Raw genomic sequence first — 15205 nt, 5'->3', positions numbered from 1 at the left:
TAAAAAGGCAAAAAGGATAATTCAAATGTGATTTTTATTGATTGTTGAGTCTTAATCTGTGTTTAATGGAATTGACAGTAATGGAACTTTATTTTTATAGGCCATAATGGCTGTTTTGCTTCGGTGGAAAAGAGATTCTACAAGATTATATCGGTAAGGAACCATCGTCAGCAGATCTGCATTCGTCAGTTTTACTTCCTCTTCAATAGCTTTGATGATTTCAATAGACTGAATCATCTTGAAGCTATATTTAATATCATCAAGATCGTAACCGGAATTCAGATCAATATCATGAATGACTTCTGTAAAATCCTCTACACTTTCACCTACGTTAAATACCTCAATTTCTGCATTAAACTCATGAATGAAAGCATAAATGTCATTCATTGCAGACCATGTGATCGATTTATGGGTATCATAGGCAAAGAGAACCTTTCGGATTCCTGTATACTCTATATGCCCGGGAATAATTAATATCGGTTTTTTAATTCTGTGAATAGCCTTAATTACATTATTTCCCAAAAGTCTCTGTTCAAGAGTTTTTTCTGCCATTCCCATGACGATAAGATCACTGTTTGTGGCTTGTATACATTGATTCAGCTCTTCAATAAAATTTCCCGAGGCCAGATAAAATTCTGTTTTAACGGAATATAAATTATTTATTTCAATAGATTTATCAGTAAGTTTTTGTTGGTTTTTAAGCGTCTGTTCATAGAAAAAATCAGCAGAAACCTGTGCATTCAGAGCATGAATTGAAATGCTTTGCAAATTGAACAAAACGATGTTGTAGTGGTTTTCCTTAGCCATAGAAGCTGCGTAATGAATTGCATTTTCAGCTTCCTGCGAAAAATCTGTGCAGACAATTATTGTTTTCATTGTACCGATTTTGATACTGCAAAACTAGGAGAGGAGCAGGTAGTATTTTATTAAAAATATGGTGATGTTGCATAAAACGATGATGAAATGTCTTTTTCAGGTGATGAAACGTCAGCGTTCATTTGAACTCATCTATTTTACGTTTCACGGACGGTTTTGGCGGTCTCGTTGAAAATAGCAGACAGTCTTCTGAAATCTATTTTTATATTTACATTCACAAAGTGCCGGATAATGAATAGGATTTCTACCATCAGGAAAAATTTAATACGAAGCAAAAAGATTCTTTCCGCCATGAAGAGGCGGTTGGTGATCTGGGCAGTAGCAGTCATTGCTTTCTGTGGATTTTCCTATCTTATTGATCCCTTCGATCCGGTGTGGCAGAGCTATTTGGAGACTCCATTGAAGATGTTCATTGAAGACGCTCTGTGGGTATTCTTCTTTTCAATTATCATTTCAGAGGTGAGTATATTTATTGATTCTACTCTCAATAAGTTGCTTCCATGGAAAGACAGGACTGTTAAAAGGCTTCTTATTCAGGGATTTCTTCAGATTGTGGGAAGTGTTCTGATTGTGATGATTATCAATGCCATTGTAGACTGCACCTCGGATACTTTACCGGAAATGGATTCCAGAAAGGAATATACTTTATTAGGACAATGGGTGGCCACCAATATCGTGATATCTCTTATTATAAGTGGTTTTAATACCGTTGATTATTTGCTGCAAAACTGGAAAAAAACGGCTGTAGAAGCTGCTCAGCATAAAATCAGGGCTTCAAAGCATAAACAGGCAGCTATGGCAGCTGAACTTCAGGCTCTTAAGTTGCAGATAGATCCTCATTTTATCTTTAATAACCTGAGTGTACTTTCTGAGCTCATTCTGGAAGATCAGCAGTTAGGATATGAATATTCCGAAAAATTTGCACGGGTGTACAGATACCTGCTGGTAAACTCCAAGAAAGATATTATTGCTGTAGAAGAAGAACTTAAATTCTTAGATTCCTATATTTTCCTTATTGAGAAAAGAATTGGGGAAGGAGTGGTATTTAAAATTGATATTCAGGAAGAATACAGATCTATGTACACCCTGCCATTATCTCTGCAGCTATTAGTTGAAAACGCTATTAAACATAACCAGACTTCAAAAGCAAACCCGCTGGAGATCCACGTATATACAAATTCTGAGAGTGAACTGGTGGTTTCCAACACCTTTTTACCCTTAATTAATAAGCCGGATTCCTCTGGAGTTGGGCTAACCAATATCATCGCCAGATATGAGATCCTGGGATACACAAAACCCATTATAGAAAAAACTGAAGATAAATTTATTGTAAAACTTCCATTGATATGAAGATTAATAAAATTCTAATAGTAGAGGACGAAAGGCCCAATGCAGATCGGCTAAAAAGACTTTTGCTAAAGCTGAGACCTCATATTGAGATCCTTTCCGTAGAAGACTCAATAACCTCTACCGTAAACTGGCTGGAAAATAATGTTGTTCCGGATATCATTATGATGGATGTTCGTCTGGCAGATGGATTAAGCTTTGAAATTTTTAATAAACATGAGATTAAAAGTGCTGTAATCTTTACAACTGCTTATGATGAGTATGCAGTACAGGCCTTCAAATACAACAGTATAGATTATCTTTTAAAACCCATAGAAGAAGATGAGCTGGACGCTGCATTGAAACGCTATGAAACCTTTATGGAATCTGTTCCGGTTGTTGGTTCTGCCATTGAAGGACTGCTCAATTATATTCAGCCTAAAGACTATAGAAAACGCTTCCTAATCGCTCACCGTGATGGGTATAAAACAGTGCAGGCAGAAGATATTTTATACATCTACACAGAACTGGGAATCAGTAAAGCAATGCTGAATACAGGTGTGGTAGAAAATATTCCTCAAACATTAGAAGAGCTTGAAAAACAATTGGATCCGAAATTCTTCTTCCGTGCCAACAGACAGTTTATCATTCATATTGATTCTGTAAAGCAGATCTTTAACCATTTCAACGGGAAATTAAAGCTGGAGCTGAGAAAACAGCCTGAAATGGAAGTGATTGTAAGCCGTGAAAAGGCTTCTATATTCAAATCCTGGATGGATTATTAATGAATGGAAGCTGGAGGCTGGAAGAGGGAAGTTATTGAATACGAAGGTAAATGAAAATCATTTTTAATGATTTAATCAATCGTTTTTATAAAGATCAGAAGTTGTTTGCACAACAGTAACTTCCAGTATCCCTCTTCCAGCTTCCAAGCCTATACATGTCAAAATCCCCTCACGAATTACTCATGAAGGAATCCTATATAAAGAAAAAGCTATGATCTAAAGACTATAAAGGAATAGCATAGCCCAGAGAAATCGCAAAACCTCTGTTTTTAACATCTAAACCTTTCTCATCAGAGATATTATTTAAGCCTAAATTATATCTGCCATCTACAATTACTTTTCCAGGTCCTGCAGGAATAGCTACACCAGCACCCATCTGTAATCCGAAATCTATTGATTTTGTTTTGCCATAAGCGGCTTTCACTTTATCATTTTTTCCCATCAGAAAGCCGATAGAAGGGCCTGCATTTACATACACTGGACCAAAGCTGTATTTGGCCAATACCGGAACCTCTATATAATTGAAGTTATAGGTTTCATTTCCAAAACTGTTTTTAAACTTTGTCCCTTTGCTGATGAAGTTAACCTCAGGCTGTACAGAGAAATTCTTAATACCTGTCTGTATATTTACCCCTAAACCAGCCTGGAAAGAAGTCTTTGATTTCTCTCCATTTACATTCTTAATAGACTGATTGGCAATGTTGATTCCCGCTTTAGGAATTAATTCTATCCCTGAATCTCTTTTCGGTTCTGTGGTCTGAGCCTGTACTCCTAAACCTAACACGATCGCTGTGATTGCTAAAAACTTTTTCATTTGATAAAAATTTAAATTATTGACTTCTTTTTTAATGTTTTGATACTGCGAAATTAGGTCGGGGAATAACCAGAGCCGGGAGTTTTAAAAGTGAAACGTAGAAATTTAAACGTCAACCGTATTTTTGAAATATTAAAGCGAAAAAGCCCTTTTTTATCAATCTGAATGGCGAAAATAACCGCTTTTCCTTTCATTTTTAGTATCGTACGCTTCACCTGCGATTAACTACGCTTCACCAGATTTTTAGATGAACATCCTTATTATATGAACTTATTTTGCTCCTGTAAAATTTAAAAACAAATGTTATGAACTACAGAAAAGGATATCTGGCACTTTCACTTACCGCTGCAGCAATACTGTACTCCTGCGGTTCAGGAAACGGCCAGGAAACGGCCCAGCAGGCAGTAGCACTTCCTACAGACTTCGTTCAGGTAAATACCGGAAATGAAGACGTAGCAACGGGGTACCCCGGAAGTATAGAAGGGCAGGATAATGTGGAAATAAAAGCTCAGGTAACAGGATATCTGGAAGCTGTATACATAAAAGAAGGTCAGTTTGTAAGCAAAGGACAAACGTTGTTTAGAATCAATCCATCCGTGTACAATGAGCAGGTAAATACCAACGAAGCGGCTTTAAAATCTGCGTTGGCAGCACAGGAAAGCGCAAGACTTGAAGTTGAAAAACTAAGACCTCTTGTAGAAGGAAAGGTAGTTTCCGATATGCAGCTGAAAACGGCTCAGGCCAGCTTAAAGGCAGCATCAGCACAGGTGGCTCAGGCACAGTCTTCATTAGGTTCTTCAAAAATCAATGCGAACTTTACCTACATTAAAGCACCGGTAAGCGGATATATTGGAAGAATCCCAAACAGGGTCGGAAACCTCATCAGCCCGTCTGATGCTTCACCATTAACAACGCTTTCCAATATCAGCAGTGTAAACGTTTATTTTTCAATGAACGAAGCAGACTTTATTGCTCATAGCAGAGCTGCTGCCTCAGGAGATCATGCTGACAATGTAGAACTTATTTTAGCAGACGGTTCTAAGTATGGTTTTAAAGGAAGATTGGAAAATGCCAGTGGGAACTTTGACAAAAATACGGGAAGTATCCAGATGAAAGCAGTTTTCCAAAATCCGGATAAATTATTAAGATCAGGAGGAACCGGAAGAGTAATGATTCACAATGCGCTGGACGGTGTAGTGAAGCTTCCTAAAACCTCTGTAAAAGATATTCAGGATAAATTCTTCGTTTATAAGCTTGAAGGTAAAGACAAAGTGAAAATGACACAGATTGAAGTATCCGGAAGCACTTCTCAGGATTACTTTGTAAAAACAGGAGTGAATGCAGGAGATAAGATTGCTGTCAACAGAATAGATGCCCTTACAGATGGAGCGTTGGTTGTGGCTAAAGTAACTCCTTCGAAATAATTTTATAATCATTCTTAGAAAATTCGAAAATGTTAAAAAAGATAATAGACCGTCCGGTATTAGCGACGGTAATCTCCCTTATCATTGTCATTTTGGGGATCATTGGATTAAACCAATTGGCAGTGACCAGATTCCCGGATATTTCTCCGCCTACCATTACGGTTTCAGGTTCTTATCCTGGGGGTAACAGTGAAACGGTGATCCGTTCCGTGGTAACCCCTCTGGAAGAGCAGATTAACGGGGTGGAAGACATGAGTTACATGAAGTCCACGGCAAGTAATGACGGAACATTTACCATCTCTGTTATATTCAAACAGGGAGTAAATGCCGATCAGGCTGCCGTAAATGTTCAGAACAGAGTACAGCAGGCTACCCCAATCCTGCCACAGGAAGTGGTAAGAATGGGATTAACGACCTCAAAACAGCAGAATAGTATGGTGTTGATTTTCAATATCTATACTGAAGATAATAAGCAATATGATGAAACCTTTCTTCAGAACTTTGCCAATATCAACCTTATCCCACAGATTAAAAGGGTAAAAGGTGTAGGACAGGCGCAGATCTTCGGAATTAAGGATTATTCAATGAGGATATGGCTTAATCCACAGAAGATGGCTTCCTATGGTTTGGAACCTTCTGATGTTTCCAATGCCATTGCAGATCACAGTTTAGAATCAGCACCTGGTAAATTGGGTGAGGAGTCAGATGCTGCTTTAGAATATGTAATCCGATACAAAGGAAAAAAGAATAAGCCGGAGCAATATGAAGAGATGGTGGTTAAAAATGACGGAACCAATGTAATCAGGCTTAAAGATGTAGCCAGAATAGAATTTGGGTCCATCAACAATACCGGAGATAACCTTTCCAATGGGAAGAATGCAGTTACGGTAGCCATTATGCAGACAACAGGTTCAAATGCCAATGAAATTGAAATAGGAGTAAATAAAGCGATTGATCAGCTGTCGAAATCCTTCCCGCCAGGTATCAAGTATACCAAGGTAATGAGTACCAAGGAAAGATTGGATGAAGCAACAGGACAGGTAAAATCTACATTGATAGAAGCATTTATCCTTGTATTTATTGTGGTATTTGTCTTCTTACAGGATTTCAGATCTACCATTATCCCGGCTATTGCTGTTCCTGTAGCTATTATCGGTACGTTCTTCTTCCTTCTGGTATTAGGATTTACGATTAACGTATTGACATTGTTTGCTCTTGTACTGGCGATTGGTATTGTCGTCGATGATGCGATTGTAGTGGTAGAAGCGGTTCACAGTAATATGGAAGGTACAGACCTTTCTGGAAGAGATGCTACCCATAAAGCGATGAGTGAAATTACAGGAGCTGTTATTTCCATTACGTTGGTGATGTCTGCGGTATTTATTCCGATTGGATTTATGTCTGGTTCTGCAGGATTATTCTATAAGCAGTTTGCCTATACATTAGCGATTGCAATTATTATTTCTGCGGTGAACGCCCTTACTTTAACACCAGCTTTATGTGCGGTATTTTTGAAAAATCACCATGCAGAAGAAGGTGGAAAACCAAAAGGATTCGGGCAGAGATTTGCGGTTGCTTTTAATGCAGGGTTCAACAATATGACGGAACGTTATGCAAAAGGAGTAAGATTTTTAATCGGAAAAAAATGGATCGCAGCAGGGCTGGTAGCGGGAATTATAGGAATTTCAGCATGGCTGATGTCAAGCACTACCAAAAGTTTTGTTCCAATGGAAGATGATGGATTCTTCATTTATTCATTAAGTATGCCACCAGGAACCGGATTAACGAAAACTACAGAAGTTTCTAATAAAATCAATGCGATTTTAAAAACAGTAGATGCTGTGCAGGAAAATACATCCATTACAGGATTTAACCTGTTAAGCAACAGTGCAGGACCTGCTTACGCAATGGGATTTGTGAAATTAAAACCTAAAAAAGAAAGAGGAGCGGTTCAGGATATTGACGAGATCATGAATATTGTTAACGGAAAACTGTCTGTGATCAAAGAAGGAAGTGTAATGAGCTTCAGAATGCCGCCGGTAGAAGGATATGGAGTAACCAATGATGCGGAGATCGTTCTTCAGGACCGTATGGGTAGAGATCCTCAGGTATTGAAATCTAAAGCAGATGATGTGATCGGACAATTGATGCAGGTGCCGGAAGTAGCGTATGCTTACACGATGTTCAGAGCAGATTATCCACAGCTTGAACTTGAAGTAAATGAAGATAAAGCCAAACAGTTAGGCGTAAGTATTTCTAATTTGTTAAACTCAATCCAGACGTATTTCTCAGGAGACCAGTCTCAGAATTTCTCCAGATTCGGGAAGTTCTATAGAGTGAATATCAAAGCTGACGGTGTTTTCAGAATGGATGAGCAGGCGTTCAATGATATTTTTGTGAAAAATGATAAAGGAGAAATGGTTCCTGCCAATACCTTAATCACATTGAAAAAAGTATACGGTCCGGAATCTGTTCAGCGATATAACCTTTATAATTCATTGAACATTAACGTAGTGCCGAAGCCGGGAATCAGTAACGGTGCCCTGATGGATAAAATTGAACCAACGTTGAATAAACTTCCTTCTGACTACAGTTATGAATGGACAGGTTTAAGTTTGGAAGAAAAATCAGCAGGAAACCAAACCGCTGTAATCCTTGGATTGTGTTTACTATTCGTGTACCTGCTTCTTGCAGCACAATACGAAAGTTATATTCTTCCATTAGCGGTAATGCTTTCCATCCCAACGGGAATTGTAGGAGCATTCCTGGGAATTAAAGCAATTGGATTGGATAACAATATCTATGTACAGGTAGGATTAATCATGCTTATTGGTCTATTGGCCAAAAATGCGATCCTTATTGTAGAATTTGCCGTCCAGAGAAGAAAAGCAGGACTTTCTATTCTGGATTCCGCATTGGAAGGAGCAAAAGCGAGATTACGTCCGATCATCATGACATCACTTGCCTTTATTGTAGGGATGATTCCATTGATGATTTCTACAGGAGGAATGGCTTCAGGAAACAAATCCATCAGTGTGAGTGCTGCCATAGGAATGTTGAGCGGAGTGGTGTTAGGAGTATTTGTAATTCCTATTCTGTATATGTTCTTCCAATATCTGGATGAGAAATTTTCATCCAAAAAGAAGTATCCTGTAATCCAAAATGAATTGACAAATGAGAATATTTAATATAAAGAATTTCCTTATTTCAGGCGCAATAGCATCAGTACTGGTGTCCTGCGCTGTGGGGAAACCCTATGCAAGAACAGATCTTCAGATGCCGGAAACGTATAAAGAATCTGTGCAGGTAACAGGAGATACAGTAGTACTTCCATGGAAGACGTTCTTTAAAGATCCGAAATTAATCGATTTAATAGATAAAGCATTAACCAGAAATAATGAAGTAAACGTTGCCCTGAAAAACATAGAACAGCTGGACCTGATCTATAAACAGGCTAAACTATCTCTTCTTCCAACCCTGGATTTTAGTGCTGGAGCCAACAGAAGCTGGGCTTCTACCAATACCCTGAACGGATCTCTTAATGAACAGTTTGCAGGAACAACACACATGGATGATTTCAGTGCTAGCCTGAGACTTTCATGGGAAGTAGACATTTGGGGAAAGGCCAAAATGCAGAAAGAATCTGCAGCAGCAGAATACTTTGCTCAAAAAGAAAATCTGAATGCCGTAAAAAGCAGAATCATTGTTCAGGTAGCCCAGGCTTACTATAATCTGATAAGTTTAGACGAACAGATGAAAATAGCAGAGCAGAATATTGAACTGAGCAATAATACCCTTAAAATGATGGATCTTCAGTTTAAAGCAGGGCAAATCAATTCTTTAGCGGTGCAGCAATCCGAAGCGCAAAAGAAAACTGCCGAGCTTCTGATTCCTCTGGCTAAACAGAATATTTCCATTCAGGAAAATGCATTGAGCATCCTTTGTGGAGAATATCCAACCAAAATTGAAAGATCAGGAAATCTGAAAACAATGATCCCTGAGAATAAGCTTTCACAAGGTCTTCCTGCTCAATTACTAAGCAGAAGACCGGATCTGAAGATGGCAGAATTTAATGTAATCAGCCTGAATTCAAAAACAGGATTGGCTAAAGCAGCAATGTATCCGAGTATCAGTCTGAGCCCGCAGATTGGAGTGAATTCCAATAAGTTCAGTTCATGGTTTGATATTCCCGGGTCTATTACGAAAGCGGTCGCAGCTAATTTAGCCGCTCCTATTTTTCAGAAAAAACAGTTGAAAACCGCCTATGAAACGGCATTAATTGAACAGGAAAAGGCGGCAATCAACTTTAAACAGTCTGTAATGACAGCTGTTGGAGAAGTTTCTGATGCTATGGCAAAAACGCAGGGAACTTCTGAAAGATTACAGCTTTTAGAACAGAGAACGGCTATTTTAGATAAAGGAATTGGAGATGCTTTGAAGCTGTATAAAAGCGGAATGGCAACCTATCTTGAAGTAATTACAGCTCAGAATAATAAACTTCAGAATGATCTGGAAGCTATTAATGTAACACTGGAAAGATTAAATGCTGAGGTAGACCTTTACCGTGCTTTAGGCGGTGGAGTGCAGTAAAATGTAATTGATAAATAATAAATGGGAAGGAAGCTGCATAGGGTAGCTTCCTTTTTTATTATAAGATACTGAAAGCATTAAAATGAAATCATCAGAATATGAAATTCAAAATGATTGTTATTTTTTATTGTATAAATAATTATTTGAATCAAATTTTTCATCCATAAAATCAGTGAGTTATGAAAAATGTTGGTTTTTTGAAAAAATAATGCAAGATTTCCGGGAAATGAGATTTATATCAATGAGTACTCAAAATAATTAATGTTTAATGAAAAAATAATGCAATGAAAAAATTTACAGTATCTCAATTTTTAACAGCGATCCTAATTGTAATAACAGGAATTACTTTGTATTCATGTAGTGTTGATGGCCCGGAAATCAGACCGGTAAGACTGGAAGATCTGAATGGAGATTATAAAGGAAGACTTATTACCATACAGGGAGAAAACAAAACAGAAAAAATAAAAAATTTTAAAGCAAAAAAGGACACCATTATGTTTTCAGAATTTCCTGTGGATGAAATTGTGAAAACAGTAGTAAAAGATCCGGTAAAGACAGAAGAGGCTCTTAAGACAATAGGAAAGGTGAAGTATGAAATTAAATATACAGCTTCTATCAATACGGTAAACAATGTGATTGAGCTATCCCTGGCTCCCAAATCTATGGAGCTCTTGATTCCTGTAGATGGAAAGATCAAAAAAACAGAAGTGACATTGAATGCTAAACAGAAAGGTTTTTTTGTAGGGATGGACGGCTCACTGCGATTCGCTTTAACTGCCGAGAAAATTACCGTAGATGGTACAGTACTTGCCCCTTATGAAGCAATTAATTATAATTTTCCGTTCTGTGTAAAATATTAATTAATGGTTATTACTATAAATAGATTGTATTTATACGGTGCAATCTATTTTTTGCTTTAAAAATTTAATCATATATCGTATACTGGAGCAGTACATGGGAGAAAGTAAGGAACAGATTTTGGTAAACCGCCTTCTGCAGAAGGAGGAAGCCGCCTGGAAAGAGCTTTTTGGAGCTTATTCAGGTAATCTTACCTATGTATGTTCCCGGTATATTGTTGAAAAGGAAGATGTACATGATATACTTCAGAATAGTTTTATCAAGATGTTTCGTTCTATAGAATCATTTGAATACAGAGGAGATGGCTCACTTAGAGCATGGATTACCCGTATTGCAGTGAATGAATCTCTGAAGCATATCAGGCAGAAAGGAGACTTTAAATCTTCCGTTGAGGTAGAAGATCTTCCCGATCTTCCCCATGAAGAAGAACCGGATTTTGAGGAAATCCCGAAAGAAGATATTATGAAACTGATTCAGTCTCTTCCGGACGGATACAGAACCGTTTTCAATTTGTATGTGTTTGAAAATAAGAGCCATAAAGAAATTGCATTGCTGCTGGGAATTGCAGAAAACTCTTCAGCATCACAGTTTCACCGTGCAAAAGGGCTGCTGGTTCAGAAAATAAAGGAATTTAAAATGTCAAAAAAAGCACAATATGAATAACGAGTGGCTCAATAACCTGCGTAGCAGAATGGAGAACCATGAAGAAGAGGTTCCGGAAGGATTGTGGGATGACATCAAAGATGAATTGTTCTCAGAAGAAGAAAATAAGCTGATGCCGGGCTTTATTCCTTCAATTGATGCTGAAAATGAAGAGAAAAAGATAGACGCGGTAGGGGACGGAAATAAATCCTGGCTTTATCGCATCGGAAGTGTTGCAGCAGCAGCTGTTTTGATTTTTGTAATCATGAAAATAATGCCGGAAGAAAACCATGGTACACTTTCACAGAATCCATCAGATTCTAATAAAAATAATAAAAAAACAGATACAAATCTGCCTTTGAATAATGAAGAACAGGAAGAGAGTAGAAAGATTTGGAACAACTCAAAGGCAGATATTTCTTTAGCTCAGAATACCATTAATGCAGTACATTCTTCTATAAGAAATATTGAATACACAAATTCTGAAAAGGCAGGAAGAGAAGAAACGGGAAATAAAGAAAAGGTACAGGCTGTTACCAAAATGCCTGTGGTTGGAGACATACTAAGTTCTCAGGCGGAAAATAAACCGAATGAAATGCCTTTGGCGGATAGTAAAATAAAGAATGAAGGAATTGAAGACGAGGTAAATAAGATAGAAAAAGAGTTATCTGAAAAATATGCAGATAATACCAAAACTAAGAATGGAAAATCCAGATCTGAAAAGAAATGGATGCTGAGTATGCTCACAGGAAATGCATCATCCAATTCTGCAGAACAGCAGTTCAATGGTTATGCTTCTGTAAGTGGAAAGCCTATGAGTTTTGAACAGGTATGGGCTGCTTCCAGTTATGTAGAAGATCCTTTGACTCAAATACTGCTGGCTAATCAAAATAAACCGGTAGAAGCAAGGATCAGACATAAAGTTCCGGTAACATTCGGATTGTCGGTGTATTATAATCTGGGTAAAAGATGGGGAATAGGAACCGGACTGAATTATACCAAGCTGGCCTCTGAACTTCATTCCGGAAGTGATGATAATTATATTAAAGGAGAGCAGAAAGTTCATTATATCGGAATTCCTGTTCAGGTTAATTATAATGTTATTCAGAAAGGACGATTTACAGGATATGTTACAGGAGGAGCTTTGGTAGAAAAACCTATATCAGGAACTATTACAACAAGTTATGTAGTAAATGATGAGGTAAAAGAAACTTCAAATGAAAAATTGGATCATAAGCCACTGTCGTTTTCAGTGAATACGGCAGTAGGATTACAGGTGAAGGTGGTAAACAGATTGGGAATTTATGCAGAACCGGGTATTGGCTATCATTTTAAAGATGAGAATTCTCCCAATACCATTTATAAGGAAAAACCTCTGCATTTTAATGTGAAATTCGGGATCAGGTTGTTGATTGATTAATGCTGATGACTTTTAAAACAGAAATCAACTTAAATGTCAATATATATGAAAACAAAACTGATTTTTTTAACATTTTTATTGTTCAACCTTCTGAATATAAAGGCACAGTGTGAGCCTACCATTACCAGTCCGAGATTAGGAGCTGTCTTTGCAGATAAGATCCTGTTTTGTGAGAGTGAAGATGAAATACTGTCCACTACACAGACTTATTCTACGTATCAGTGGTATAAACAAGAATGGACCTGGCAGACTCCTAACAATAATCCATGGCAGGCAATTCCGGGAGCTACCTCTCAGCAGCTAACCATTAATGGAAGTAATGACCAGTTGTATTATTTTAAGGTAGCAGTTACACAGGGAGACTGTACGGCAGAAAGCCAGGCAGTAATGGGAGACGGATATGTGTATGGACTTCCTGCAATGATGTCCACTTTTGTTCCGGGAACCTATGAAATTGTAGATGGTGGAATAGTACATGTATGTTCAGAAGCTCCCGTGAAATTTGATAATGTGTTTCCTGTAGTTTACGGTCCACATACTTGGTTTAAGTGCGTTCCTACAACTACAGCTCCTTTTACAGGCGATCCTTGTGTGATTCCTAATGTGACAGGAGATACCTATACTGCTACTGAACCCGGGCAATATGGATTTTATGCCTGTACAGAATATTGTCCAGATCAGTGTAAAATGTTAGATCCGTTTGCCTTTGTAGAATTGCAGTATGGGAATTGGGAGTTCTGTGGAAATTTAGGCACAGGAGAAATAACAAAACCAAAAGAAAATAAATTAAATATATATCCAAATCCTACGGCGCAATTCCTTTATATCGGGAAAGAATCAGAGGAATACAAAGAGGTTGCTATTATGGATATGTCCGGAAAACTGGTTCTTAAGAAAGATAACCATCAGTACAGACAAGCCATTGATGTAAGTCATTTGGTACCCGGAAATTATATCATCGTTTCCAAAAGCGTTAAAGGAGAGATTTATAGAAATAAATTGATAAAAAAATAAAGGATTAAATAATCTTTTCGTTAGTTTTTAATAGTGGTTAAATCGGCACAATCTGTTTTGTGCCGATTTTATTTTGTAACAGCTTATATTGATATACAAAACCAGACCCAATAATGAGCCTGGTAAAAAAAATAAGGATGTTAGTTGGTTGTTTTTCTATTTATAAAGCCTTCCTTTCAGTCTGCTTAAAGATTCCTGTGATATTCCCAGATAATTGGCTACCATCCTGTTAGAAAGTCTTTGCACAACAGTCGGATTCTGTTCCAGAAGCTGTTTATATCTTTCCGTGGCATCCATGGTTAAAAAGCTCATCAGATGACGGGTGTTGTTCACATAAGCGTTTTCCAGATAGTAGATATAAAACTTTTCCCAACCCGGAACTCTACTCAGAAGACTTTGAAAATCCCTGAAATAAATATAAAGAAGCTCAGAACTTTCCAGAGCCTGAATATATTCTTCAGAACCTTCACCAGTGATTAATCCTACAAGATTGCTGGCAAAATTGTTTTCAAAAGCAATGTATCTTGTTGCCTCTGTACCATCTGCCTGCAGAAAATAAATTCTGAGGCAGCCTTTCACTACGAAATAAATTTTGGTAGAATGTTCCTTTTCATTCAGAAGGATTTCTTCTTTCTTGATCTGGAAATATTTAAAATAAGACAGAACGATTTCCATTCCTTCTTCATCAATTGAAGTGATTTGGGAAATTTTTTCAGCCAATAATGAATACATGATGGAAGTGTTAATGATTATAATTTGCAATTCTGATTTGGTTTTCAGTGGCTCCCCATTCCTTTTTAAAGTATTGTGAAAACAGCATATTCACCTCATGCTCACAGAAAAGCAGGATAGTGTAACTTTCAGTCTCCCTGCTAAGGTCCTTTTTAAAAAGATGGATTACCCGCTCAGGACTGTAGGGATAAATAATGTGATAGTTGAGCGGATAACTTCCATCAATATCCGGGAAAAAATCCCCTGTATTTTTGCTGTAGATAAAGCTGTTTACTGTGCTTGTAAAAGGAAGACTTCTGTTGAACTGATAGAAAAATGCCTGTGCCTCTGTATTGCCTATCAGGTAATACGTTTCAGCATTCAACCCTTGAATAATGATTTCTTCAGGATCAAGATATTGGATGATATTTCCAGAAGACAGATTTTCAAGCCATTCTTCATTATTTTTTCGTTTGTAAATAATGATTTCTAAAGTGTTTCGTACCACATCGTAATTCCATAAAGTGGATCTGATGAGTAAAACTCCTTCCTGATCCTCATTCTCTGTTAATAAAGGGATAATATACCCTGGATTTCTGTCCATATTCAATTCTATATAAAAAGGAACTCTTAATTTCATGTGCCATGCCGTAGAGGTGAGCTTTTTCGAAGCAATAATTTCACCGCTGTTGATATTGGTTAATTCTGGTTTCATTTTGTGACCGTTTTGGAGTGATGTTTTGTT

Annotated in this window: 14 protein-coding genes; 9 read left to right on the top strand and 5 right to left on the bottom strand. The window is 37.5% G+C overall.

What is annotated here, in order from left to right; all coding sequences use genetic code 11:
- Nucleotides 1–51: 51 nt before the first annotated feature.
- Together BOQ64_RS10410 and BOQ64_RS23815 are read right to left on the bottom strand one after the other, a co-directional pair.
- Nucleotides 52–876, bottom strand: coding sequence for a universal stress protein (locus tag BOQ64_RS10410; protein ID WP_129058018.1), 825 nt, complete (start codon nt 874–876; stop codon nt 52–54).
- Nucleotides 877–1013: 137 nt separating this feature from the next.
- The gene (locus tag BOQ64_RS23815; RefSeq protein WP_164976854.1) at nt 1014–1169 is read right to left on the bottom strand and encodes a hypothetical protein; all 156 of its coding nucleotides are present in this window, start codon (nt 1167–1169) and stop codon (nt 1014–1016) included.
- Between BOQ64_RS23815 and BOQ64_RS10405 the strand changes: the two genes are divergently transcribed.
- Both BOQ64_RS10405 and BOQ64_RS10400 read left to right on the top strand, forming a co-directional pair.
- Nucleotides 1168–2226 carry a sensor histidine kinase gene (locus BOQ64_RS10405; protein WP_228448304.1) on the top strand — a complete coding sequence of 353 codons (1059 nt, stop codon included), beginning with the start codon at nt 1168–1170 and terminating at the stop codon, nt 2224–2226. The genes BOQ64_RS23815 and BOQ64_RS10405 overlap by 2 nt on opposite strands.
- Nucleotides 2223–2987 (top strand): LytR/AlgR family response regulator transcription factor, encoded by a 765-nt coding sequence (locus BOQ64_RS10400; RefSeq protein WP_129058016.1) that lies wholly within the window; start codon nt 2223–2225, stop codon nt 2985–2987. The genes BOQ64_RS10405 and BOQ64_RS10400 overlap by 4 nt, the downstream gene beginning before the upstream one ends.
- 223 nt (nt 2988–3210) lie before the next feature.
- Here BOQ64_RS10400 and BOQ64_RS10395 read toward each other — a convergent pair whose 3' ends face one another.
- A complete protein-coding gene (locus BOQ64_RS10395) occupies nt 3211–3801 on the bottom strand; it encodes a porin family protein (protein WP_129058015.1) in 591 nt (196 codons plus the stop codon).
- Nucleotides 3802–4106: 305 nt separating this feature from the next.
- Here BOQ64_RS10395 and BOQ64_RS10390 point away from each other — a divergent pair, with 305 nt between their 5' ends.
- From BOQ64_RS10390 to BOQ64_RS10360, 7 genes are all read left to right on the top strand, one after another.
- A complete protein-coding gene (locus tag BOQ64_RS10390) occupies nt 4107–5225 on the top strand; it encodes an efflux RND transporter periplasmic adaptor subunit (RefSeq protein WP_129058014.1) in 1119 nt (372 codons plus the stop codon).
- 29 nt (nt 5226–5254) lie between these two features.
- Nucleotides 5255–8413 carry an efflux RND transporter permease subunit gene (locus BOQ64_RS10385; RefSeq protein ID WP_129058013.1) on the top strand — a complete coding sequence of 1053 codons (3159 nt, stop codon included), beginning with the start codon at nt 5255–5257 and terminating at the stop codon, nt 8411–8413.
- On the top strand, nt 8400–9815 hold the full coding sequence (locus BOQ64_RS10380) for an efflux transporter outer membrane subunit (RefSeq protein WP_129059709.1): 1416 nt from the start codon (nt 8400–8402) through the stop codon (nt 9813–9815). Before BOQ64_RS10385 ends, BOQ64_RS10380 begins: the two co-directional genes overlap by 14 nt.
- Nucleotides 9816–10099: 284 nt before the next feature.
- Nucleotides 10100–10675: a DUF4840 domain-containing protein gene (locus tag BOQ64_RS10375; protein WP_129058012.1), complete on the top strand. Its 576-nt coding sequence runs from the start codon at nt 10100–10102 to the stop codon at nt 10673–10675.
- Nucleotides 10676–10769: 94 nt separating this feature from the next.
- Entirely contained in the window at nt 10770–11336 is a 567-nt protein-coding gene (locus BOQ64_RS10370) for an RNA polymerase sigma factor (RefSeq protein ID WP_129058011.1), read from the top strand.
- The gene (locus BOQ64_RS10365) at nt 11329–12735 is read left to right on the top strand and encodes a porin family protein (RefSeq protein ID WP_129058010.1); all 1407 of its coding nucleotides are present in this window, start codon (nt 11329–11331) and stop codon (nt 12733–12735) included. Before BOQ64_RS10370 ends, BOQ64_RS10365 begins: the two co-directional genes overlap by 8 nt.
- 45 nt (nt 12736–12780) lie before the next feature.
- Nucleotides 12781–13749, top strand: coding sequence for a T9SS type A sorting domain-containing protein (locus BOQ64_RS10360; RefSeq protein WP_129058009.1), 969 nt, complete (start codon nt 12781–12783; stop codon nt 13747–13749).
- A 156-nt stretch (nt 13750–13905) separates the two neighbouring features.
- On the opposite strand, the gene BOQ64_RS10355 is transcribed toward BOQ64_RS10360, so the two are convergent.
- Nucleotides 13906–14481: a Crp/Fnr family transcriptional regulator gene (locus tag BOQ64_RS10355; RefSeq protein ID WP_129058086.1), complete on the bottom strand. Its 576-nt coding sequence runs from the start codon at nt 14479–14481 to the stop codon at nt 13906–13908.
- A 10-nt stretch (nt 14482–14491) separates the two neighbouring features.
- The gene (locus BOQ64_RS10350) at nt 14492–15175 is read right to left on the bottom strand and encodes a siderophore-interacting protein (protein WP_129058008.1); all 684 of its coding nucleotides are present in this window, start codon (nt 15173–15175) and stop codon (nt 14492–14494) included.
- Between the last annotated feature and the right edge of the window lie 30 nt (nt 15176–15205).

The sequence above is a fragment of the Chryseobacterium sp. CH25 genome (genome assembly GCF_004119455.1).
GTDB lineage: Bacteria > Bacteroidota > Bacteroidia > Flavobacteriales > Weeksellaceae > Chryseobacterium.
The sequence above is the reverse complement of the archived record's forward strand: the minus strand, read 5'-3'. Positions and strand labels throughout refer to the sequence as shown.